Raw genomic sequence first — 23,584 nt, forward strand, 5'->3', positions numbered from 1 at the left:
AATGCCTCCGGCGATCCCGATCGCAACCTACCGACTGCAACTCACTGCCGATTTCGACTTCGATGCCGCCGCCGCGGTGGCGCCGTATCTGAAGGCGCTCGGCATCAGCCATGTCTATGCCTCGCCGTTCATGAAGGCGCGCAAGGGCTCGACCCACGGCTATGACGTCGTCGACCACACCAAATTCAATCCGGAACTTGGCGGCGAAGCAGGCTTTGCGCGGTTTAGCGATGCGTTGAAGCAGAACGACCTCGGCCTGATCCTGGATTTCGTGCCGAACCATGTCGGCGTGCACTTTGCTGATAATCCGTGGTGGCTCGACGTGCTGGAATGGGGACCGGTGTCGCCGCACGCGGTCTCCTTCGACATCGACTGGGATCTCTTGCCCTATCGCGCGCGCGGCGGCGTGCTGCTGCCGATCCTCGGCTCGTCCTATGGCCAGGCGCTGGAGCGCGGCGAGATCGAGCTGCGCTACGACGCGGGCGAAGGCAGTTTCTCTGCGTGGTATTTCGAGCACCGCCTGCCGATCGCACCGGAGCGCTATGGCGAGGTGCTGCGAACCCTCGTCCGTGAAGCCGGTGCGGAAGACAGTCCGGCCGGACGCGCGCTGCTCGAACTCGCCGCGAGGTATCGCGGGCTGCGTCACCCGAACCGCAAGGAAGCGCCGGCCCTGAAGGCCGCGATCCAGGCGATCGAGGGCAGCTCCGAGATCATCGCCCGCGGGCTCGATGCCTATCGCACCAGTGAGGATCGGCCGACACAGACGCTGGCACTGCATCATCTTCTGGAACGCCAGCACTACAAGCTCGGCCACTGGCGGCTTGCTTCCAGCGACATCAACTATCGACGCTTTTTCGACGTCAATACGCTGGCCGGCCTCAGGGTCGAGGACGCCGCCACATTCGAGGCCAGCCACAGCCTCGTGAAGCGGCTGATCGCGGAGGACCGGCTGCAAGGCTTGCGGCTCGACCATATCGACGGCCTGCGCGACCCCGCCCAGTATTTCCAGCGCCTGCGCCGCCTGATCCGCTCCGCGCAGGGCGCCAAGGCAAAGCCGCTCTACATCGTGATCGAGAAGATCCTCGGCGAGGACGAGAGGCTGACGAAATTCAGCGGCGTCCATGGCACCACCGGCTATGAGTGGATGAACACGATCAGCCAAGTGCTGGTCGACGGCGGCGGACTCGATCCGCTCAACGAGATCTGGCGCCAGGTCAGCAACCAGTCACCGAATTTGACGCCGGTGCTGCGCGCGGCCAAGCGCCGCGTGCTGGAGACCTTGCTGACCAGCGAATTCACCGTGCTGGCGCGGCTGCTCGCGCGCATTGCCAGCGGGCACTATTCGACGCGCGACTTCTCCGCCGACAGCCTGCGGCAGGCGCTCGAACTCTATGTGCTGCACTTTCCGGTCTATCGCACCTATCTCACCGCCTCGGGACCGGCCGCGCATGACCGCGCGCTGATCAGCGCGACCATCGAGCGGGCCCGCGCCGACTGGTTCGCCGCGGACGAAGGCATCTTCGACTTCCTGCGCGATGCCCTGACCATGGACCTCCTGAAACCGGGCCGGCCGCCGCACAGCGCGCCGCGGGTGCGCCGCTTCGCGCTGAAGGTCCAACAATTCACCGGGCCGATGATGGCGAAGTCGCTGGAGGACACCACGTTCTACCGTTACCACCGCCTGCTCGCGCTCAACGAGGTCGGCGGCGATCCGGCGGCCGGCGCGATCGCGCCCGAGACCTTCCATGCCATGATGCAGGCCCGCGCCCGCGAATGGCCCCACGGCATGACGGCGACCGCGACCCACGACACCAAGCGCGGCGAGGACGCCCGTGCCCGGATCATGGTGCTGGCGGAAATCCCCGGCGAATGGACCAGCGCGGTGGCGCGCTGGAAGGTGCTGAACGCGCCCCATCTGGTGCTCGACGGCGAGGCGCGCGCACCCTCGGCGACGTTCGAATACATGCTGTATCAGGCCCTGCTCGGCGCCTGGGATCCGGACGACCGATCGCTGGTTGGACGCATCCAGGCCTATGCCCTGAAGGCCGCGCGCGAGGGCAAGCAGGAGACCAGCTGGCTCAATCCGCACGAAGCTTACGAGGCGGGTGTAAAGACCTTCATCGCGCGGATCCTCGATCGCAACGCCTCTCCCGAATTCCTCGATGCGCTGGACACGCTGGCAGAGCGCATCGAGCTGATCGGCGCGTTGAATTCACTGAGCCAGATCACCCTGAAGGCGACGATGCCGGGCGTACCGGATTTCTACCAGGGCACCGAGAGCTGGGATCTCTCGCTTGTTGACCCCGACAACCGCCGTCCGGTCGATTTCGCCGCACGCGCGGACCTGCTTGCCGCACTGGAGACGCCGGACTGGGACGCACTGGCGCAAGATTGGCGCGATGGCCGCCTGAAGTTCGCATGGACGCGGCATCTGCTGCAGCTGCGCAGCGAAATGGCCGACGTCTTCACCAGTGGCAGCTACGAACCGCTCGCCGTAACCGGCCCGCATAGCGATCATGTCATTGCTTTCGCGCGACGCCATGGCCGCGAGGCGGTCATCGTCGCGGTGGCGAAATCATTTGCCCCGTTCACGCAGGGCGGACGCAGCTGGCCGCGCGCTGAGGCCTTTGAAGGCGAGATCGACCTGACCGGATATGCGGTCCCGGGCGGCGACAGCACAAATCAGCTCTCGACGCTGTTCGCCGAGCTGCCGGTCGCGGTGCTGAAGGCGAAGACCACGGCGGGCGTGAAGCACGCCGCTGGGCGTATCCGCGCGCGCAGCTAGCGTCGCGCGTCAGCGCTTGGTCAGCAGCAACTGCCCGCTCTTCTGAATGGCGGCCTGCGCGACCTCGGCGAAGCGTTGCAGCAGCCACGGCAGCGTCACCTCCAGGCGCACATGGCTATCCTCGACATCGAGATGTCCCGCCGCGACCTGCCCCAGCGCGCGGACGCGAAAACTCATGCGGTTATTCTCCCAGCGCTCCTCGTCGACGGTCATGACCGGCACGTTCGCCGCTGCGCGCGACAGGCCTGTCTTCAAGCGGCGCATGGCCTCGTCGCGGCCGAGGCTGTGGGGGATCGAGACGATCAACGGAGCCGACATCGCGGTGCACTCCTCCATGGATTCCGTTGATGTAGTTCTGTTCCAACGCAAATGGAAGATCACACAGTTTTATCGCGCCGCTCAAACCGGAACCTTCATAGTTGCGGGTTGTTTCTCCTCCCGAAGGGCAGCGACGACAGGCCCGCGGGGCTGAGGAGGACTGAGATGTCACTTGGAACGATCATTCTTATCATTCTGGTCATCGCGCTGCTTGGCGGCTTCAGCGGCCTCGGCGGCGGACCGTTCTACGGCACCGGCTATTACGGCGGCGGCGGTCTCGGCCTCGTGATCGTGATCCTGCTGATCCTGCTCCTGCTGGGACGCCTGTAGCCCGCGCAACTACGTGCGCGCACTAACCACATCACGACTGCATCACCCGCGCATGCGGGTGATGTGGTATTCCAGAGGCGCCGATGATTGAACCGATAAGCCGCGGCGTACTGGATACCCCGCTTTCGCGGGGTACGACGATAAAGCCAGCGGCACAAGCTTGCCTGAATGTTTGCTACTGTGCCGCGAGCTTCTTCATCGCCGCCTTGATCGACGAGGCCGCATCTTCATAACCGTCCCAAGCCTTGCTCCTGGCGAGCAACGCCGGCACCGACCGCACCGTATACTTCTTCGGATCGAGATCGCCGCGCACCTGAGCCCAGGTCAGCGGCATCGACACCGTGGCGCCCGGACGCGCTCGCGGCGACAACACTGCGACCGCGGTCGAGAGCCGGTCGTTGCGCAGATAGTCGAGGAAGATCTTTCCAGTGCGCTTGGCCTTCGACATGTTGATCAGATAGCGCTCGGGGTCATCCTGTGCCATCCACTGGCAGATGCCTTGCGCGAACGCCTTGGCTTCCTTCCAGGTCACCTTGTCCCTGGCGCCCGTGAGCAGCGGCGCCACGACATGGAGGCCCTTGCCGCCTGTGGTCTTGCAGAAGCTCTCGAGACCGACCGCTGTCAGCCGCTGGCGCATGTCCTTGGCGGCGTCGATCACGTCGGAGAACGTGACGTCGGGCGCGGGATCGAGATCGAATACCAGCCGGCCCGGCGTGTCATACGCATCCGGCGCGCAGTTCCAGGGATGCAGCTCGAGGCCGCCGAGTTGCGCGACCGCGGCCAGGCCTTCGACCTGATCGATCTGCAGATAGGGCTTGCGGTCGCCGGAGACCTTGGCGAGCTTGAGGAGCTTCGACGTGCCGGCCATCGCGTGGCGCTGGAAGAACGTCTCGCCCTTGATGCCGTCAGGCGCGCGCACGATCGAGCACGGCCGGCCCTTGAGGTAGGAGATCATCCAGGCGCCGACCGCCTCGAAATAGCTGGCGAGGTCGAGCTTGGTCACCGGTGCACCGTCGCCGGCATCGGGCCACAAGGCCTTGTCCGGGTGCGAGATGGCGACGCCCATCACCTCGCCGGATTTTGCTTTCGCCATCGGCTTCACCACTCTGGTTACGACCGGCCGCTCGGCCTCGACCTCGTGCGCCGGCTTGTCCTGACGCAGGCCCTTGAAGGCGGCCTGGCGGATATTGCCGGCATCGGTCCAGCCGGCGAACTCGATCTCGGCGACGAGTTCAGGCTTCAGCCAGTGCACGTCGCGGGTCTTCTTCGGCGCATCCTTGCCGCCGAACGGGCTCGTGTCCGACTCCGCCGCCTTCAGCGCCGGCATGATGCGGCGAACCGTGTCCTGCCCGAAGCCGGTGCCGACGATGCCGACAAAGACCAGATGATCGCCGCGATAGACGCCCGCCATCAGCGAACGGAATTTGCCGCCCGTGGTCTTCCAGCCGCCGATTACCACCTCGTGGCCGGCGCGGATTTTTGCTTTGGTCCAGTCGTCGGAGCGGCCGGAGCGATAGGCACCGTCGAGCCGCTTGGAGACGATGCCTTCCAGCCCGAGCTTGCGCGCGGACTCCAGCACGGCGTCGCCACGCTCCTCGAAATGCTCGACATAGCGGATCAGCTTGCCCTTGCGCGCAGCGAGCAACGCCTTGAGCCTCACCTTGCGCTCGGTCAGCGGCAGCGGGCGGAGATCCTCATTGCCGGCAAAGAGCAGGTCGAATGCGTAGAAGATGAGCTGGTCGGTCTTGCCGTCGGACAATGCCGCCTGCAGCGTCGAGAAATGCGGAATGCCGTTCTCGTCGAGCGCGACGATCTCGCCATCGATCAGGGCATCCGGCAGCTTGCCGGCCTCCTTCACGATGGCGCCGAACTTGTCGGACCAGTCGAGCCCCTTGCGGGTCTTCACAACGGCTTCGCCATCCTCGACGCGCAGTTGCACGCGGTAGCCGTCGAACTTGATCTCGTGGCACCAGCCCGCGCCGTTGGGCGGACTCTCGACCGCGGCGCAGAGCTGCGGGGTGACGAAGTCCGGCATCTCCGTCACCTGCTTCGACTGCGCCTTCGGCCTCGTCTTCAATTGCGCTTGCAATTTGTCCTTGGGCGCCGGCGCCTTGGTTCTTGCCCGCGCGTCCGCGGCCATACCGTGATTGGATTGCCAGACCGCATCCGCTCTGGCCTTGCCGTTGCCTTTGGCCAGCATGAACGGCTTCGGCGCCCGGCCCTTTCCGGCTGCGATCTCTGCCATCGAGCGGCCGGAGGCGACCGAGCGATCCTCGCCGAGGACCGCTTCGCCGTTGCCATCAACGGCGTATTCGTCGCGATGCTTGATCAATAGCCAGTTGGTGCGCTTGCCGCCGAAGCGGTCGTTCTTCATCCGCACCAGCACCCAGCTGCCGTGCAGCTTGTCGCCATGCAGCGTGAATTTCAGGTCGCCCTTCTTGAAGCCGCGCTCGGGATCGTCCGATTCCCAGGTGCCGCGGTCCCATAGCTGCACCGTGCCGCCGCCATACTGATCTTCGGGAATCGTGCCTTCGAAATCGCCATAGTCGAGCGGATGATCCTCGACCTCGACCGCGAGCCGCTTGTCATGCGGGTCGAGCGAGGGCCCGCGGGTCACCGCCCAGGACTTGAAGACGCCGTCGAACTCCAGCCTGAAATCGTAGTGCAGCCGCGTCGCGTCGTGCTTCTGGACCACGAAGCGCCGCTGCTTGCCGGGCGCCACCTTGACGTCGCCCGACGGCTCATTGGTCTTCTCGAAGTCGCGCTTCTTGCGATAGGTGGTGAGATTTCTCAGCGGCACGTGCAGGCCTCGGCGCAAACACCGGCCGCCACCCCGGTGCGACCATCAGGAACCAAAACCTACGGTATCCATTCAAGTTCCAAACTCAAGCTGTTTGGATGAGCCGAACCGATGCGTCGCGGCCCAGCTTCGCCTCGCCGTCTCCGTCGCCGGGGAGATCGAAGCCCGGGTTAGGCCCGAGCACAACGAAGCAATGCGGGGCCGCCCGTCTCAGCGCTTCTTCGCGGCTTTTCGCTTCTTGGCCGTCTTGCGCTTCTTGGCCATCTTCCTGGACGCCTTCTTCGGCACCTTCCGTCCCTTGGCGCGGGCCTCAGACAAGCCGATCGCGATCGCCTGCTTGCGGCTCGTCACCTTCTTCTTGGAGCGGCCGCTGCGCAGCGTGCCGGCCTTGCGCTTCTTCATCACACGCTCGACATCGCTTGATGCCTTCCGCGAGTATTTCCTTGCCATGGCTTCTCTCCCGGTAAGGGAAAACAAGCCTTGATGGGAGTGAAAGTTCCGAAGCTAATCCGCCGCGCGCAGCCGATAGCCGATGCCGGTCTCGGTCAGCACGAATTGCGGGCGCTCGGGATCGGCCTCGATCTTCTGGCGAAGCTGGCGCACATAAACGCGCAGATATTGCGCATCGGTCAATTCGTCCCACAATTCCTTCAGCAGGAAGCGATGGGTCAGCACCTTGCCGGCATGCTGCACCAGCACGCGCAACAGGTCGTATTCCTTCGGTGACAGCTTGATCTCTTTGTCGCCGACCTTGACGATCCGGCGGACCAGATCAACCGAGAGATCGCCGGAGCGGAACACCGGCCGCTCGCCCTGCACCTGCAACTGGTGGCGCAGCGCCGCGCGCAGCCGCGCCAGCAATTCGTCCATGCCGAACGGCTTGGTCAGGTAATCGTCGGCGCCGAGATCGAGCGCCTGCACCTTCCCGGCCTCGTCACCGCGGCTCGACAGCACCACGATCGGCACGCTCTCGTTGCGGCCGCGGATCATGCGCAAGAGATCGTGGCCCTGGATATCAGGCAGTCCGAGATCGAGGATGATCAGCGCCGGCCCCTCGCCCAGCATCTCCAGGGCGATCTTGCCGTTGGAGGCTTCGAGGATGTCATAGCCCTGCGTGCTCAGGCCCATCCGCAAGAGCTTGCGGATCGGCGGCTCGTCGTCGATGACCAGGACTTTGATCGGCGTTGCGTTCATGCAGCAGTGTCCAGCGCGTTGGTGTCGGCCGTAACAGGCAGGCGGATGGTGATGACGGCGCCGCTCCGGTCGGAGCGGTTGGCAGCCGCGATCGTGCCGCGCATCGCCTCGACGAAGCCGCGCGAGATCGCAAGGCCGAGGCCGGTGCCGGGGCGGACGTGGTCGCCCTTCTCGGCGCGGTAGAACTTGTCGAACACGCTTTCGAGCTCGGCGGCCGGAATGCCGTTACCCTCGTCGAGGATCTGCAACGCGATGGTATCGCGGTCACGCGCGCCGCGGATCGAGATCGTGGTGTCCGAGGGGGCGTATTTGGCGGCATTGTCGAGCAAATTGAACAGCACCTGCTCGAACAGCACGGCGTCGAGCTCCAGCATCGGCAGATCGGCGGCGAGCTCGAGCGACACCCGGTGATGCACGAGGATCTTGGCGGCGCGGCGCAGCGCGCTGCCAACGATCTCGCCGACGTCATGGCGCGCGGTGTTGGGTACGATCGCGCCGGATTCCAGCTTGGTCATGTCCAGGAGATTGGCGATGAAACGATTGAGCCGCTCCGATTCGTCGATCACGGTGGCGAGCAGATCATGCTTCTGGGCATCGCTCAGGCTGGCGCCGAGATCGCGCAGCGCCGAGGCCGAGCCGAGCACCGAGGCGAGAGGCGTCTTGAGGTCATGCGAGATCGAGGTCAACAGCGCGCCGCGCAGCCGATCGGACTCGACCGTACGTTTGACGCGGTCCATGTCCTCGACCAGCAGCACCCGCTCGATCGCGAGCGCGCCCTGGTCGACCAGCGCGTCGAGCAGCCGGCGCTGGTCCGGCGTCAACAGCGGCCCGGTCCGATCGTCGTCGATGCCGATCACCCCGATCGGGCCGCGGCCGGTCCGCATCGGCAGGAACAGCCGCTTGCCGCCCGGCAGCGTGTCGGAGCCGCGACCGGCCGGACGATCGTTGCCCCAGGCCCAGTTGGCAGCGGCCAGATCAGCCTGATCGAGCTGGTCCTCCGGCGGATAGCCGCTCTTGACGGTCAGCATGTCGCCCTCCGGCAGCAGCAGCACCACGCGCACCTTCAGCATCAGGGCGATCTGGTAGGCGGTCGCCCACAGCACGTCGTCGAGCGTCGCGGTGCCGGCGAGCTTGCGGCTGAACGCATACAGCGACTCGGTGGTGCGGACGCGGCCGATCGCGGTGTCGGCCTGGGTGCGCACCCGCGCCGCGACGTTGGAGACGATCAGCGCGATCAGCATGAAGAAGAAGAACGCCGCGACATTGGTCGGGTCGGTGATGGTGAAGGTGTAGACCGGCGGCAGGAAGAAGAAATTGTAGCATAGCGAGGCGGCGACGCTGGCCAGCAGCGACGGCCACAGGCCGTAGCGCGCCGCGGCACCGACCACCGCGGTGATGAACACGAGGTCGACATTCTCGATGCCGAAAAACGGCTGGATCAGCTTGGCCGCGCCGAGCCCGATGGCCGTCAGCAGCAGCGCCATCAGATAGGGCCGCGGATTGAACGGCTCCTGCCGCTGCGCGGTCTGCACCGCGGCCTTGCCGACCGGCAGCTCGTCGCCGGCGATCACGTTGACGCTGATATTGCCGGCGCGGCGCACCAGATCGTGCACCACCGAGCCGCGCGTCAGCTCGAACCAGCGCGAGCGCGTCGACTTGCCGATGATGATCTGGGTGACGTTGTTGGCCTGGGCGAAATTGATGACGTCGTCGGCGATTCGGCGGCCGACGCCGGGAAGGGTCAGCGCCTCGCCGCCGAGCGATTCAGCGAGCCGCATGGTGTCGGAAAGCCGGTCACGCTGCTCGTCGCTCAATTGCAGGCTGCGCCGCGTCTCGATGCTGACCGCGGTCCATTGCGCATGCAGCCGGTCGGCCAGACGCTTGGTGTAGCGCACGAGGCCGGCCGCGCGCGGATCCTCGCTCAGGCACACCAGGATGCGCTCGCCCGCAGCCCAGGGCCCCTGGATCGCATTGGCCTGCATATGGGTGAGCAGCTGCTCGTCGACCCGTTCGGCAGTGCGGCGCAACGCCAGCTCGCGCAGCGCGGTGAGATTGCCGGGCGAAAAATAGTGCTCCAGCGCCCGCTCCGCCTGCTTCGGCACATAGACCTTGCCCTCCTTCAGCCGCTGGATCAGGTCGTCGGGCGTGAGGTCGATCAGCTCGATCGCATCGGCGCGATCGACCACCGAGTCGGGCACGGTCTCGCGCACCCGCACATGGGTGATCTGCGCGACGACGTCGTTGAGGCTCTCGATGTGCTGGATGTTGATCGCGGTGTAGACGTCGATGCCGTGCGACAGCAGTTCCTCGACGTCGAGATAGCGCTTGGGATGCCGGCTGCCCGGCGCGTTGGTATGGGCGAGCTCGTCGACCAGCGCAAGCTGCGGCCGCCGCGCGATCAGGGCGTCGAGGTCCATCTCCTCGAGCGTCTGGTCGCGGTAGGCCAGCCGCTTCCGCGGGATCACCTCGAGACCCCTGAGCAGCGCCTCGGTCTCCACCCGCCCGTGGGTTTCGACGACGCCGACCACGACGTCGACGCCCGCCTTGAGGCGGGCGTGGGCGCTCGAGAGCATCTCGTAGGTCTTGCCGACGCCGGGGGCGGCGCCGATGAAGATCTTCAGCCGCCCTGATCGATCGGTCTCCCGGCGCGCCGCCTCCAGCAGCGCATCCGGCGAGGGTCTTTTATCGGGGTCACGCTGATTGGCCATACCGCAATATAGTCATCCTGCGAGAGCGGGCCTACTCCCCTATTTCGCCTTTGCCGCGTCGAGCGCCAGGTTGAGCGCAAGAACGTTAACGCGGGGCTCGCCGATCACGCCGGCGAAGCGGCCCTGCGTGTTCTGCGTCACCAGCTCGCGCACCGCGTCCTCCGACATGCTGCGCGCCTTGGCCACCCGCGGCACCTGGAACAGCGCAGCGTCCGGCGAGATGTCGGGATCGAGCCCGCTGGCCGAGGTGGTGACGAGATCGACCGGCACGTTGGCCGACGGATTCTCCGCCTTCAGCTTCTCGACATCCTCCTTGACCCGGTCGCTCAGCGCCTTGCTGGTCGGGCCGAGGTTGGAGCCGCCGGAATTGGCCGCGTTGTACGGCGCCGGCACGGTCTTGGAAGAGTCGTTCGGATCGGGCGCCGTCGTCGCCGACGGCCGGCCGTGGAAGTACTTGTCCTCCTTGAACTCCTGCCCGATCAGGGCGGAGCCGATCACCTTGCCGTCCTTCTCGATCAGGCTGCCCTGCGCCTGCTTCGGAAAGATGACGCCGGCGATCGCCGTCATGGCGAGCGGATAGGCAAGGCCCGTGATCGCAGTCAGCAGGACCAGCACGAGGATGGCGGGGCGGATTTCTCTCAACATGATTGCGGCTCCTTAAGCCAGGCCCAAGGCGGCGACGATGAGGTCGATCGCCTTGATGCCGATGAACGGGATGATGATGCCGCCGAGGCCGTAGATCATCAGGTTGCGGCTGAGCAGCGCACCGGCACCGACCGCGCGATACTTGACGCCCTTCAGCGCCAGGGGAATCAGCGCGATGATGATCAGCGCGTTGAAGATGATCGCCGACAAGATCGCGCTCTGCGGGCTTGCCAGGTGCATGACGTTCAGCACCTGGAGCTGCGGGTAGAACGCGAGGAACATCGCCGGGATGATCGCAAAGTACTTTGCCACGTCGTTGGCGATCGAGAACGTGGTCAGCGCACCACGGGTCATCAAGAGCTGCTTGCCGATCTCGACCACTTCGATCAGCTTGGTCGGATTGGAGTCGAGGTCGACCATGTTGCCGGCTTCGCGGGCCGCCTGGGTGCCGGTGTTCATGGCGACACCGACGTCGGCCTGCGCGAGCGCCGGCGCGTCGTTGGTGCCGTCGCCGCACATCGCGACCAGCTTGCCCTTGGACTGCTCGTCGCGGATCAGCTTGAGCTTGTCCTCGGGGGTTGCCTGCGCCAGGAAGTCGTCGACACCGGCCTCGGCTGCGATCGCGGCCGCGGTCATCGGGTTGTCGCCGGTGATCATCACGGTGCGGATGCCCATGCGGCGCAGTTCGGCAAAGCGCTCGCGGATGCCGCCCTTGACGATGTCCTTGAGGTGCACGACGCCGAGCAGCTTGCCGTCCTTGGCCACCGCCAGCGGCGTGCCGCCGGCCTTGGCGATCTCATCGGCGATCGACTGGATCTCGCGGGCTTCCGCGCTCATCGTCGCGGCGACCGCACGGACGGTATTGCCCGATGCGACGGTGCGGGGCGAACCGCCATCGACATAGGCGAGGATGGCGTCGACCGCACCCTTGCGGACCGACGAGGTGCCGGCATCGATGCCGCTCATCCGGGTCTGCGCCGTGAACGGCACGAAGGTCGCGGCAAGCTCGTGCATGTCGCGGCCGCGGATGCCGTATTTCTCCTTGGCGAGCACCACGATCGAGCGGCCCTCCGGCGTTTCGTCGGCCAGCGAGGCAAGCTGCGCCGCGTCGGCGAGGTCCTGCTCGGAGACGCCGCGGATGGCGCGGAACGCAGTCGCCTGGCGGTTGCCCAGCGTAATGGTGCCGGTCTTGTCCAAGAGCAACGTGTCGACGTCGCCGGCGGCTTCCACCGCGCGGCCGGACATCGCCAGCACGTTGAATCGCACCAGGCGGTCCATGCCGGCGATGCCGATCGCCGACAGCAGCGCGCCGATCGTGGTCGGAATCAGCGTGACGAACAGCGCCACCAGCACCACGACCGAGATCGAACCGCCGGCATAGGCGGCATAGCTCGGGATCGTCACCGTCGCGAACACGAAGATGATGGTGAGGCCCGCGAGCAGGATGTTGAGCGCGATCTCGTTCGGCGTCTTCTGCCGCTCGGCGCCCTCCACCAGCTTGATCATGCGATCGATGAAGGTCGAGCCCTGCGCCGCGGTGATGCGGACGCGGATCCAGTCCGACAGCACCTGGGTGCCGCCGGTGACCGCCGAACGGTCGCCGCCGGACTCGCGGATAACAGGCGCGGATTCACCGGTGATGGCGGCTTCGTTGACCGAGGCGACGCCCTCGATCACCTCGCCGTCGGACGGGATGTTGTCGCCGGCCTCGACCAGCACGATGTCGCCGACCTTCAGCGAGGTGCCGGGCACCATGCGATAGGTCCGGTCGGTGCCGGTCAGCAGCTTGGCCTGGCTCTCGGTGCGGGTCTTCTTCAGCGATTCCGCCTGCGCCTTGCCGCGGCCTTCGGCGACGGCTTCGGCGAAGTTGGCGAACAGAACCGTGAACCAGAGCCAGAGGATGATCTGGAAGGTGAAGCCGAGATTGGCGCCACCGGTGACGAGATCGCGTACGAAGATGATGGTGGTCAACGCGGCCACCACCTCGACCACGAACATCACCGGATTCTTCATCATCAGCCGTGGATCGAGCTTGACGAAGGCCGACCAGATCGCCGGCACCAGGATCTTCGGGTCGAGCATGGTCGACGCCGTCACCTGCTTCTGCAGTTTCATGGTTTCCATGGATGTCACTCCGGACGTATTCAATCAGAACAGGGTGTTGGCGTTCATGGCGAGGTGCTCGACGATCGGCCCGAGCGCGAGCGCCGGGAAGAAGGTGAGACCGCCGATGATCAGGATCACGCCGATGACGAGGCCGACGAACAGGCCGCCGGTGGTCGGGAAAGTGCCCGCCGAGGCCGGGATCGACTTCTTCTCGACCAGCGATCCCGCGATCGCCATCGCCGGCACGATCATGAAGAAGCGGCCGACGAACATCGCAGAGGCGAGCGTCAGATTGTAGAACAGGGTGTTGCCGGTGAGGCCTGCGAAGGCCGAGCCGTTATTGCCGGTTGACGACGTATAGGCATAGAGCACCTCGGTGAAGCCGTGCGGACCGGCATTGGCCATCGAGGCCACCGCCGACGGCAGCACCACGCCGACCGCAGTCCAGCCGAGATACATCAGCGGCAGCACCAGGATCGCGAGCATCGCCATCTTGACCTCGCGCGCCTCGATCTTCTTGCCGACATATTCCGGGGTGCGGCCGACCATCAGGCCGGCGACGAAGATCGCCAGCACGACGAACAGCAGCATGCCGTAGAAGCCGGCGCCGACGCCGCCGATGATGACCTCGCCGAGCTGCATGTTGATCAGCGGGATCATGCCGCCGAGCGCGGTGAAGCTGTCATGCATGGCATTGACCGCACCGCAGGACGCGGCGGTGGTGATCACGGCGAACAGCGAGGACGCGACGATGCCGAAGCGGACCTCCTTGCCCTCCATGTTGCCGCCGGTGAGACCCAGCGCCTGCAGCGCCGAGGTGCCGTTGGCTTCCGCCCAGTAGGTGACGGTCACGCCGGCGACGAACAGGATGCCCATCACGGCGAAGATCGCCCAGCCCTGGCGCTCGTTGCCGACCATGCGGCCGAACACGTTGGTCATCGCAGCGCCGAGCGCGAAGATCGAGATCATTTGCACCAGGTTCGACAGCGCGGTCGGATTCTCGAACGGATGCGCGGCGTTGGCGTTGAAGAAGCCGCCGCCATTGGTGCCCAGCATCTTGATCGCAACCTGCGAAGCCACCGGTCCGAGCGCGATGGTCTGCTTGCCGCCCTCGAGCGTGGTGGCATCGACATAGGCACCTAGCGTCTGCGGCATGCCCTGCCAGACCAGGAACAGCGCATAGACGATGCAGATCGGCAGCAGGACGTAGAGCGTGCAGCGCGTGACGTCGACCCAGAAATTGCCGACCGTGCGCATCGACGAGCGGGTGAAGCCGCGGATCAGCGCCATCGCCAGCGCGATGCCGGTCGCCGCCGACAGGAAGTTCTGGTGGGTCAGGCCCAGCATCTGGACCAGGTAGGACAGCGTGCTCTCGCCGCCGTAGTTCTGCCAGTTGGTGTTGGTGATGAAGGAGATCGCGGTGTTGAAGGAAAGATCTTCGGCAACTGCGGTCTGGCCGGCCGGGTTGAACGGCAGCACTGCTTGCAGCCGCATCAGGCCGTAGATGATGGCGAAGCCGCCGACATGAAACAGCAGCATCGCGACCGTATAGGTCAGCCAGTGCTGCTCGCGCCGTTCGTCGACGCCGCCGACCCAGTAGATGCCGCGCTCGACCGGGCGCAGCAGGGGTGAGAGGAAGGTGCGCTCGCCGTTGAACACGCGGGTCATGTACCAGCCGAGCGGTTTGACCAGCGCGACCACGATCGCGCAAAACAGAATAATTTGAATCCAGCCGATGACGGTCATTGCGTCATACCTTTCGAATGGGTGCGAAGCGCAGCAGCGACGCGAACACGCCGAGCAACAGCCCGGTCAGCACCGCGTCGGCCAACAGAATTGTGCAAAGCGCTGACATCGCGAACCGCCTAGAAGCGTTCGGGCCGCAGCAGTGCGTAGGTGAGGTAGAGCAGCAGGCCGAGCGAGACGAGGCCGGCGAGCGAGTAATCGAAGATCATCGCTGCCTCCCTTACAACCGCTCGCAGGCGTAGGCGTAGCCGATGCCGGCCGCGAAGAAGCCGATCGCGAGCGCCGCCATGAGAATGTCCATCATGAGAGACTCCTATGCGTCCAAGCGGCGCGGGCGACCGTATAAGCGCTCCGCGCCGGATGACCGTGAGGTGCCATCCGGGGCATAGGTTTTCGAGATGTGACGCATAAGGACGTTATAGGAATCGTATAAGTGCCTGTGTGCCGGCCACGCTCTCAGCCGTCGTCCCGGCGAAGGCCGGGACCCATAACCACAGGGCCGAGTTTTGCGACGGCTGGGGCCCCAGCCTGATCTCACAACCAAGTTCAGTGGTTGGGTCCCGGCCTTCGCCGGGACGACAGATAATCTTTATGGAATCCCTATATCTCCACCCCTCGCCTCATCTCGTTTTCAAATGGCCATCCGGCCATTTTGGGCCTGCGGCCAATGCCTTCGGCCGCATCTTCGACGAGATGACGCCATGTCCATGCTATCCCAACCCACCTCCACCGATCTCGGCGACCGGCTGCGCGACGCCTACGCGATGTCGGCCGAGTTCATGGCCGACATCATCAGCCAGACCTGCCGGCGGTTTCCCGCGGCCGGACAAAGCGGCAAGAGCGCCCGTGTCGAGCGCCTGATCCAGTCCGGCGCATGGACCGATGCAGCGATCGCGCTGCTCGACCTCGAGCTGCCGCAATGGCAGGTCCGCCGCCTGGTCTATGACGAGGGTGAGTGGCATTGCGCGCTGTCGCGCGAACGCGAGCTGCCCGACTGGCTCGACCAGTCGATCGAGACCCGCCATGCGGACCTCGCGCTTGCGATCCTCAGCGGCTTCGTCGAGGCGCAGCGAATCTCGGCGCCTGAGAACCGCACCAGCGTACCCACCGTCCGTCGCGGCATCAGCCAGCTCTACGAGCCGCTGTTCGTCGACAATATCGGCTGACGGCGGCGCCGTCGTGAACGCCAAGCAACTGCCGCAGCAGCTGCAGTCGGTCCAGGTCATGGTCCGGTTCGGTTTCCGGCTTGCCATCATGATCGGCTTCGCGGCATTCGCCGGCGCAGGCTTCGGCAGGGGCCTCGTCACGCTGCTCTGGATGTCGGCGCTGATCTGCGCGTTCGCCGGGCTAGCCAAACGCGAGATGCCGTTCGCCGCAATTCTCAATCACTGGGACGAGATGACCGCCTATGTCGCGCTGTGCGCGCTCGGCACCGGCATCGTCCAGCACGTCTAGGCTCACCCCTCAAATCCTATGCCGCTCTTATGAAGTCGGCCGTCCGCCGCGCTCGATTTCATATCCGGCACGACAGACATTGAACGCGTGACTTCCACCTGAAGGACTACAACCGTGAAACTCGTCGAACCTCCCTCGTGTAGCGCAGCGTCCACCATCGTCTTCATCGGCCGCAACCAGCGCGGCCAATGGGTCGCCCAGCAGCAGAACGGCCTCTATGGCGGCCTGTTCGTCAACCGCGCCCAGGCCGTCAAATACGCGCTGTTCGAGAACGGCCAGCACCCCGAAATGATCGTCGAGCTGTCGCGCGAACTCGAGCTCGATATGAGCGGCGAGACCGCGTCCCTCCCCATCAGCCGCGTGGCCTGAGCCACCCCCATGACTGCGAAAGCGATTGCGAAGGTCACCTCGCAAACAGCTGCGAAATCGGATTCGATGGCATGGCTGTCGGACTTCATCCCTGACCTTCCGACCCCCTTCAACCACCGGGACGAGATCGACGCTGATGCATTCGGCCGGCTGTGCGAGCGTCAGATCGCGGCCGGCGCCTCGGCGCTGGTGGTCGGCGAGACGGCGGGTGAAAGCTCGACGCTGGAGCCCGCGGAACGCGCGGAGCTGGTTCGCATCGCAGCCCACGTCGCGCGCAGGCGGGTCCGCATCATCGCCGGCGCCGGATCGAACGCAACGGATCGTGCCGTCACGTTCACGCGCGCGGCAGAAGCGGCCGGCGCCGACGCCATCATGTCGGTCGTGCCGTATTACAACAAGCCAATGCCAAGGGGCATGGCGGCGCATTTCCGCGCCGTCTCCGCGGCCACGACGCTGCCCGTGATCCTGCACGACATCCCGTCGCGGACAGTGAAGGGGCTGGCAGACGAGACGTTGGTCGAGCTCGCCGCATCGCCCCGTTTCATCGGATTGCGCGACGGCAGCAGCGATGTCGCTCGCCTCAGGCGCCTGCGTCCACGCCTGCCGGCAACGTTCCGGATGCTGACCGGCGACGACACCGTGTCGCTCGCCTATATGGCCGCCGGCGGTGACGGCTGCATCTCATCGGTATCGAACCTCGCGCCCGATTTATGCGTCGCGGTGGCCCGGCACCTGCGTGAGGGCCGTCTGTACCAGGCGCGTGAGCTGCACCAGCGGCTGCTGCCGCTCGCGACCCTGCTGGAGCGCGAGCAACCCGCTGCGCTGAAGTTCGTACTGGCGCTGTTGGGGTTCATGCAGCCGGCGACGCGGCTGCCGATCGTGCAGCTGGGTACGACGGCAAAGGCCGAGGTCGCACAGGCGATGGCTGAGCTTGCCGACGAGTACCTCGCCGCTGCGCAATGAGCTTGACCGACCCGACGCCAGCCATCGCAACGCACAATGGAATCAGCCCACGGCGTCCGTGACACCGCGCCGTATTGAGGTTCCGGAACGGCATCCCATATCCACGGCAAGGGAGTGCTTGCCGTGCAGACCTTCAAGGCGGCTCTCGTTGTGGCGATCGCCCTGGTCGCTCTGGTTGTTTCCATCGGTCCCGGTACGGCCGCGGACAACAACCGCGTTGCCCTGACCATTTCAATCGATGGAGCGATCGGGCCGGCATCGGCCAGCTACGTCAAGGATGGCCTGGCAAAGGCCGCCGAGCGGCACGCCGAGATCGTCATTCTACGCCTGAATACGCCGGGCGGTCTCAGCAGCAGCATGCGCGAGATCATCACCGACGTGCTGGCCTCGCCCGTTCCCGTCGTCGGCTATGTTGCGCCCTCCGGCGCCCATGCCGCGAGCGCCGGGACCTACATTCTCTATGCGACCCATCTCGCGGCGATGGCGCCCGGCACCAACATCGGCGCCGCGACACCGGTGCAGATCGGCGGCCCGATGCCGGGCCTGCCGGGCAGCACCCCTGACAAGGACGGCAAGGACCAGAAGGACGGCGGCAACCCGTCCACGACCAAGGATGCCATGACGACGAAGGTGACCAATGATGCCGTCGCCTTCATCCGCAGCCTCGCCGAACTGCGCGGCCGCAATGCCGACTGGGCCGAGAAAGCGGTCCGCGATGCCGCCACTCTTTCCGCCAATGCCGCGTTGCAGGCCCATGTCATCGAGTTCACCGCGCATGATCCGGCCGACCTGCTCAGGCAGATCGACGGCCGGACGGTGGAGCTTGCCGGCGGCAAGACGCAACGCCTGGCGACCAAGGATGCCGTGATCGAAGCCATCGATCCCAACTGGATCTCGCGCGTGCTTGCTGTGATCACCGACCCCAACATCGCATTCGTGCTCCTGATGGTCGGGATCTACGGCCTGATCTTCGAATTCATGTCACCCGGCGCCGTGGCGCCCGGCGTGGTCGGGACGATCTGTCTGCTGGTCGGGCTCTATGCGCTCAACATGCTGCCGATCAACTATGCCGGCTTCGCCCTGATGCTGGTCGGGATGGCGCTGCTCGCGATCGAAGCCTTCAACCCGACCGTCGTGATCGGCCTCGGAGGCATCGTCGCCTTCGTGCTCGGAGCCGCCATGCTGTTTCGGATCGAGGCGCCCGGATACCACCTGTCATGGCCGCTCATCGGCATCGTCGCGGCGATGTTCGCAGGTCTCATTCTGGTCGTGCTCGGGGCGCTGCGCCGCGCGCGCAACGGCCCACGCCGGACAGGTGCGCAAGCCATGCGCGGGCTACCGGCCGAGGTGCTCGACTGGTCCGAGACCACGGGTCACGTCTTCACCAACGGCGAACGCTGGCAGGCGCGCGGCACGGAGGCGTTCAAGGCTGGAGAGACGGTCGAGGTAGCCAACATCGTCGATTTGACGCTGGTGGTACGGCGTGCGCCGGCCTCCGCCGGCGAAGGAGGTACAGCATGATGCTTGATTATTTCACCTATGCGGCGGTCGTCCTGCTTGTCATCATCTTCCTGACCCAGGCCGTGCGCGTGCTGCGCGAATATGAGCGCGGCGTCATCTTCACGCTCGGCCGCTTCACCGGAGTGAAGGGCCCGGGGCTCATCATCCTGATTCCGGTGGTGCAGCAGCTCGTGAAGGTCGATCTCCGGGTGATGGTGCAGGTGGTGCCGCCGCAGGACGTGATTTCCCGCGACAACGTCTCGGTCAAGGTCAATGCCGTGCTTTACTTCCGCATCGTCGATCCCGAGCGCGCCATCATCAAGGTCGGTGACTACATGGCCGCGACCAGCCAGCTTGCCCAGACCACGCTGCGCTCGGTGCTCGGCAAGCACGAGCTCGACGAGATGCTGGCGGAGCGCGACAAGTTGAACGCCGATATCCAGGAGACCCTCGACAAGCAGACCGACGTCTGGGGCATCAAGGTCACCGCGGTCGAGATCAAGGACATCGATCTCAACGAAACCATGGTGCGGGCGATCGCCAAGCAGGCCGAAGCGGAACGGTTGCGGCGCGCCAAAGTGATCAATGCGATGGGCGAGCAGCAGGCTGCCGAGAAGCTCGTCGAGGCCGGCCGGATCCTCGCCCAGGAGCCGCAGGCGATGCAACTCCGCTATTTCGCCGCGCTGCATGACATCGCCGGCGAACGCTCATCGACCGTGGTGTTCCCGCTGCCGATGAATCTGCTCGATCACCTGACGCGGCGAAGCGAAGCCACTTGACCGGGCTGATGCTTGGCCCGCCAGGCCGGTCCCGGGCCGCGCATGTAATGCGCCTCGGGCCGGTAGCCGCCGATCGGCTCCTCGCCGATCCAGGCGAGGAATTTGAGCATGCCTTCCGCGGCGCGACGCAGCAGGGCAGCGATCAATGAAGCCGCGCGCATCTCAATAGTCCCACTTTTCACCGAGCACGACCGGCGCGCGCGGATATTTCTCGGCATCGCCGCCGAGCATGCCGACGTGGAGATGGGTGTGCGCCCAATCCTCATGGCCGCGATGCAGCAGCAGCTCGTTGCGCAGCCGGTGGATCTTGGCGACGGCGATGGCGCGGTGAACGGTCCTGAAGGCGAGGCCGATCCGTCGGATCGCCCGCCGCAGCGTCGCTGGCATCGCACCGGCCGAACCGTGCGGCCGGGCATCGTGGTAATGGAGCAAGGTCATATCCCACCTTCCTGTCAGCGGCGCGCGCGAGCACACCGCGTCACGCCAGAACATGCTGGGACGGCCGTAGGAATTCGAGAGGACCCGTAGCCCTGTCACATAGCCGCGGCATAAGCGGCCGGACGCGCAGGGCGGATCGCGGCCGTAGCGCAAATCGCGAGATTTCGGACAATTTTACCCTCGATCGGCGGCGCAAGGGGCCGGTTTACGGTCGACGGCAAGACCGGTAACGTCGCCTCCCAATGCGACGTGGAGAGAGCCCATGCGGCCCAAGGATCAGACCAACTGGATGCTGACGGATGCGATCGAGGCACTCGCCCGCGCCGAGCGGTTGCACCAGAGCTTCCTCAATTTGCACCCGCGTGCGGGCGGCAGCGAGCCGAGCTGGGAACCGCCGATGGACGTGATCGAGACCGAGGAGGAAATCCTGATCCTGGTCGCACTGCCGGGGGTCGACCCCGACGAGGTCGAGGCCGCGCTCGACGGCGGTACGCTGGTGATCTCCGGCCGCCGTACCCTACCTTCCGAGCTGCGCAACGCCCGCATCCTGCGCCTCGAGCTGCCGCAGGGCCGCTTCGAGCGCCGCATCACGCTGCCGACCGGCCGCTACACCATCAGCCGCTTTGCCGCGCATGGCTGCGTCGGCCTGCGGCTCGGAAAATCGAGCTAAGGGATTTCGACATGGCCGCTTCAGACATTTCAAATCCGGCGAGCTCGGCGCCGATCCCGAGCGACGCGACGATCATCGTTCCGGTGCGCAACACCGTGCTGTTTCCGGACGTCATCATCCCGATCACGATCGCGCGCGCGACCTCGATTGCCGCGGCCCAGCAGGCGGTGCGCGAGCAGCGGCCGATCGGCATCCTGCTGCAGCGTGATCCCGAGGCCAACGATCCCGGCCCCGACGGGCTCTATCGCGTCGGCACCGTCGCCAACATCGTGCGCTACATCACCGGCGCCGACGACAGCCATCACCTGGTCTGCCAGGGCGTGCAGCGCATGCGCGTGCTCGACTATCTGCCCGGCACGCCGTTCCTCGCCGCGCGCGTGCTGCAGATTCCGGAGCCGACCACCACCTCGCCGGAGATCGAGGCGCGCTTCCTCAATCTGCAGCGCCAGGCGCTGGAGGCCGCGCAATTGCTGCCGCAGACGCCGCCCGAATTGATCGCCGCGCTGCAGGGCACGACCTCGCCGGCGACGCTCGCCGACCTCGCGACCTCCTACATGGACATCAAGCCGGCGGAGAAGCAGGACATCCTGGAGACCATCGATCTCGTGGCGCGGATGGACAAGGTCTCGCGGCATCTCGCCGAGCGCATCGAGGTGCTCCGGCTCAGCCAGGAGATCGGGCAGAAGACCAAGGCGGTGTTCGACGAGCGGCAGCGCGAGGCGATCCTGCGCGAGCAGATGGCGACCATCCAGCGCCAGCTCGGCGAAGGCGACGGCAAGGCGGCCGAGGTCGCCGAGCTGACCAAGGCGATCGCCGAGGCCAAGATGCCGCCGGAGGCCGAGAGCCAGGCACAGAAGGAATTGCGCCGCTACGAGCGGATGCCGGAGGCGGCGGCCGAGTCCGGCATGGTGCGCAGCTATCTCGACTGGCTGATCGACCTGCCCTGGAGCATTCCCGAGGAGAAGCCGATCGACATCGCCGAGGCACGCAAGATCCTCGACCAGGACCATTATGGCCTGGAGAAGATCAAGAGCCGCATCATCGAATATCTCGCGGTGCGCAAGCTCGCGCCGGGCGGCAAGGCGCCGATCCTCTGCTTCCTCGGGCCGCCCGGCGTCGGCAAGACCTCGCTCGGCCAATCGATCGCGCGGGCGATGTCGCGACCGTTCGTCCGCGTCTCGCTCGGCGGCGTGCATGACGAGGCCGAGATCCGCGGCCATCGTCGCACCTATATCGGCGCGCTGCCCGGCAACATCATCCAGGCGATCAAGAAGGCCGGCGCACGCAACTGCGTGATGATGCTGGACGAGATCGACAAGATGGGCCGCGGCATCCAGGGCGACCCGTCGGCCGCGATGCTAGAGGTGCTCGACCCCGAGCAGAACGGCACCTTCCGCGACAATTACCTCGGCGTGCCGTTCGACCTCTCGCGCGTCGTCTTCATCGCGACCGCCAACATGCTCGACGGCGTCCCCGGGCCGCTGCTCGACCGCATGGAGCTGATCAGCCTCGCCGGCTACACCGAGGACGAGAAGCTCGAGATCGCCAAGCGCTATCTGGTGCGCCGCCAGCTCGAGGCCAACGGGATCAAGGCCGAGCAGGTCGAGATCGAGCCGGACGCGCTGCGACTGATCATCAAGAGCTACACCCGCGAAGCCGGCGTCCGCAATCTGGAGCGCGAGATCGGCAAGGTGCTGCGCAACGTCGCGGTGCAGATCGCCGATGGCAGCACCAGCCATGTCACCATCGCGCCGAAGGACATCGTGTCGCTGCTCGGCCAGCCGAGGTTCGAGAACGAGATCGCGATGCGCACCAGCATCCCGGGCGTTGCCACCGGGCTTGCCTGGACGCCGGTCGGCGGCGACATCCTGTTCATCGAGGCCTCGCGCACGCCGGGCCGCGGCGCGCTGATGATCACCGGCCAGCTCGGCGACGTGATGCGCGAGAGCGTGCAGGCCGCGCTGACGCTGGTGAAGAGCCGCGCGACGCAGCTCGGCATCGATCCCGCCGTGTTCGAAAAGAGCGACATCCACGTCCACGTTCCCGCCGGCGCGACGCCGAAGGACGGCCCGAGCGCGGGTGTCGCGATGTTCACCGCCCTCACCTCGCTGCTGACCGACCGCACCGTGCGCAGCGACACCGCGATGACCGGCGAGATTTCGCTCCGCGGCCTCGTGCTTCCGGTCGGCGGCATCAAGGAGAAGGTGGTCGCCGCCGCGGCCGCGGGCCTGACCCGGGTGATGCTGCCGGCGCGGAACAGGCGCGACTACGACGACATCCCCGCCGGCGCCCGCGCCAAGCTGGAGTTCATCTGGCTCGAACGTGTCGACGACGCAATCGCCGCAGCGCTCGAGCCCGCCAAGGCAACCCCCGCCGCGGCGGAGTGACCTTTTCAATAACAAAAGGGGCGTGCAGCGACCGCTGTCACGCCCCTTGAAACCAGCGCATTCCAGGGCGACCGATTCAGGTCTTCTCAGCTCTTGGCCATGCAGTCCGAGATATAGAACCAGCGGTCGTCGCCGGTCAGCCCCTTCTGCTTCACTTCTTTGCGGCAGGCCTTGAGCTTGGGCTTGTTGGCGCGCCACTGCTCCTTCATGGCCTTCAGTTTCTCCATCGTCAGCTTGATCTTCGACGGCTTGGCCGCGGTGGTTGCGGCCGGTGCCGGTGCTGCCGGCGCCGCGGTCTGGGCCGACGCGGCGTGAAGCCCTACGGCAAGCAGCGCGGCGGCAAGGCAAATCCGGGTGCGAAACATTGAAATCCCCCAATCCGATTTTCTGT

The 23,584-nt window shown here is 65.8% G+C and carries 22 protein-coding genes; 10 read left to right on the forward strand and 12 right to left on the reverse strand.

Annotated elements, in window-relative coordinates:
* Position 1 precedes the first annotated feature (1 nt).
* Positions 2-2,785, forward strand: coding sequence for a malto-oligosyltrehalose synthase (gene treY, locus CO675_RS29420; RefSeq protein ID WP_097675278.1), 2,784 nt, complete (start codon positions 2-4; stop codon positions 2,783-2,785).
* A 9-nt stretch (positions 2,786-2,794) separates the two neighbouring features.
* On the opposite strand, the gene CO675_RS29425 is transcribed toward treY, so the two are convergent.
* Complete coding sequence (locus CO675_RS29425) at positions 2,795-3,103, reverse strand: polyhydroxyalkanoic acid system family protein (protein ID WP_097675307.1); 309 nt, start codon at positions 3,101-3,103, stop codon at positions 2,795-2,797.
* Between the two features lie 165 nt (positions 3,104-3,268).
* On the opposite strand from CO675_RS29425, the gene CO675_RS29430 reads away from it, so the two are divergent.
* On the forward strand, positions 3,269-3,433 hold the full coding sequence (locus tag CO675_RS29430) for a DUF3309 family protein (RefSeq protein ID WP_097675308.1): 165 nt from the start codon (positions 3,269-3,271) through the stop codon (positions 3,431-3,433).
* A 175-nt stretch (positions 3,434-3,608) separates the two neighbouring features.
* On the opposite strand, the gene ligD is transcribed toward CO675_RS29430, so the two are convergent.
* The 8 genes from ligD to CO675_RS29470 all read right to left on the reverse strand — a co-directional run bounded on the left by ligD (position 3,609) and on the right by CO675_RS29470 (position 14,841).
* Positions 3,609-6,233, reverse strand: coding sequence for a DNA ligase D (ligD, locus tag CO675_RS29435; protein WP_198964787.1), 2,625 nt, complete (start codon positions 6,231-6,233; stop codon positions 3,609-3,611).
* Positions 6,234-6,443: 210 nt separating this feature from the next.
* Entirely contained in the window at positions 6,444-6,683 is a 240-nt protein-coding gene (locus CO675_RS29440) for a DUF6496 domain-containing protein (RefSeq protein ID WP_097675279.1), read from the reverse strand.
* Between the two features lie 54 nt (positions 6,684-6,737).
* Positions 6,738-7,427, reverse strand: a complete 690-nt coding sequence (locus CO675_RS29445; protein ID WP_097675280.1) for a response regulator — start codon at positions 7,425-7,427, stop codon at positions 6,738-6,740.
* Complete coding sequence (locus tag CO675_RS29450) at positions 7,424-10,135, reverse strand: DUF4118 domain-containing protein (RefSeq protein WP_097675281.1); 2,712 nt, start codon at positions 10,133-10,135, stop codon at positions 7,424-7,426. Before CO675_RS29450 ends, CO675_RS29445 begins: the two co-directional genes overlap by 4 nt.
* 39 nt (positions 10,136-10,174) lie before the next feature.
* Positions 10,175-10,780, reverse strand: a complete 606-nt coding sequence (locus CO675_RS29455) for a K(+)-transporting ATPase subunit C (protein WP_097675282.1) — start codon at positions 10,778-10,780, stop codon at positions 10,175-10,177.
* Between the two features lie 12 nt (positions 10,781-10,792).
* Positions 10,793-12,904, reverse strand: a complete 2,112-nt coding sequence (kdpB, locus tag CO675_RS29460; RefSeq protein WP_097675283.1) for a potassium-transporting ATPase subunit KdpB — start codon at positions 12,902-12,904, stop codon at positions 10,793-10,795.
* 24 nt (positions 12,905-12,928) lie between these two features.
* Positions 12,929-14,632: a potassium-transporting ATPase subunit KdpA gene (kdpA, locus tag CO675_RS29465; protein WP_097675284.1), complete on the reverse strand. Its 1,704-nt coding sequence runs from the start codon at positions 14,630-14,632 to the stop codon at positions 12,929-12,931.
* A gap of 119 nt (positions 14,633-14,751) precedes the next feature.
* On the reverse strand, positions 14,752-14,841 hold the full coding sequence (locus CO675_RS29470; RefSeq protein ID WP_035726361.1) for a K(+)-transporting ATPase subunit F: 90 nt from the start codon (positions 14,839-14,841) through the stop codon (positions 14,752-14,754).
* Positions 14,842-15,333: 492 nt separating this feature from the next.
* On the opposite strand from CO675_RS29470, the gene CO675_RS29475 reads away from it, so the two are divergent.
* The 6 genes from CO675_RS29475 (at position 15,334) to CO675_RS29500 (ending at position 19,698) form a co-directional block, all read left to right on the forward strand.
* Positions 15,334-15,798, forward strand: a complete 465-nt coding sequence (locus tag CO675_RS29475) for a hypothetical protein (protein ID WP_097675285.1) — start codon at positions 15,334-15,336, stop codon at positions 15,796-15,798.
* Between the two features lie 13 nt (positions 15,799-15,811).
* The gene (locus CO675_RS29480) at positions 15,812-16,087 is read left to right on the forward strand and encodes a hypothetical protein (RefSeq protein ID WP_097675286.1); all 276 of its coding nucleotides are present in this window, start codon (positions 15,812-15,814) and stop codon (positions 16,085-16,087) included.
* Between the two features lie 114 nt (positions 16,088-16,201).
* On the forward strand, positions 16,202-16,456 hold the full coding sequence (locus CO675_RS29485) for a hypothetical protein (protein ID WP_097675287.1): 255 nt from the start codon (positions 16,202-16,204) through the stop codon (positions 16,454-16,456).
* A gap of 66 nt (positions 16,457-16,522) precedes the next feature.
* Positions 16,523-17,419: a 4-hydroxy-tetrahydrodipicolinate synthase gene (dapA, locus tag CO675_RS29490; protein ID WP_198964788.1), complete on the forward strand. Its 897-nt coding sequence runs from the start codon at positions 16,523-16,525 to the stop codon at positions 17,417-17,419.
* 123 nt (positions 17,420-17,542) lie between these two features.
* The gene (locus CO675_RS29495; RefSeq protein WP_097675310.1) at positions 17,543-18,940 is read left to right on the forward strand and encodes an NfeD family protein; all 1,398 of its coding nucleotides are present in this window, start codon (positions 17,543-17,545) and stop codon (positions 18,938-18,940) included.
* Positions 18,937-19,698: a slipin family protein gene (locus CO675_RS29500; RefSeq protein ID WP_097675289.1), complete on the forward strand. Its 762-nt coding sequence runs from the start codon at positions 18,937-18,939 to the stop codon at positions 19,696-19,698. Before CO675_RS29495 ends, CO675_RS29500 begins: the two co-directional genes overlap by 4 nt.
* Here CO675_RS29500 and CO675_RS29505 read toward each other — a convergent pair.
* Both CO675_RS29505 and CO675_RS29510 read right to left on the reverse strand, forming a co-directional pair.
* A complete protein-coding gene (locus CO675_RS29505) occupies positions 19,668-19,859 on the reverse strand; it encodes a hypothetical protein (RefSeq protein ID WP_097675290.1) in 192 nt (63 codons plus the stop codon). The two genes, CO675_RS29500 and CO675_RS29505, sit on opposite strands and share 31 nt — an antisense overlap.
* Position 19,860: 1 nt before the next feature.
* On the reverse strand, positions 19,861-20,136 hold the full coding sequence (locus CO675_RS29510; protein ID WP_143279167.1) for a hypothetical protein: 276 nt from the start codon (positions 20,134-20,136) through the stop codon (positions 19,861-19,863).
* A gap of 262 nt (positions 20,137-20,398) precedes the next feature.
* Between CO675_RS29510 and CO675_RS29515 the strand changes: the two genes are divergently transcribed.
* Positions 20,399-20,806 carry an Hsp20/alpha crystallin family protein gene (locus CO675_RS29515; RefSeq protein ID WP_097675292.1) on the forward strand — a complete coding sequence of 136 codons (408 nt, stop codon included), beginning with the start codon at positions 20,399-20,401 and terminating at the stop codon, positions 20,804-20,806.
* A gap of 11 nt (positions 20,807-20,817) precedes the next feature.
* Entirely contained in the window at positions 20,818-23,193 is a 2,376-nt protein-coding gene (lon, locus tag CO675_RS29520; RefSeq protein WP_097675293.1) for an endopeptidase La, read from the forward strand.
* A gap of 86 nt (positions 23,194-23,279) precedes the next feature.
* Here lon and CO675_RS29525 read toward each other — a convergent pair whose 3' ends face one another.
* The gene (locus CO675_RS29525; protein ID WP_097675294.1) at positions 23,280-23,558 is read right to left on the reverse strand and encodes a hypothetical protein; all 279 of its coding nucleotides are present in this window, start codon (positions 23,556-23,558) and stop codon (positions 23,280-23,282) included.
* Positions 23,559-23,584 lie beyond the last annotated feature (26 nt).

It is taken from the genome of Bradyrhizobium sp. C9 (assembly GCF_002532045.1).
Lineage (GTDB): Bacteria > Pseudomonadota > Alphaproteobacteria > Rhizobiales > Xanthobacteraceae > Bradyrhizobium.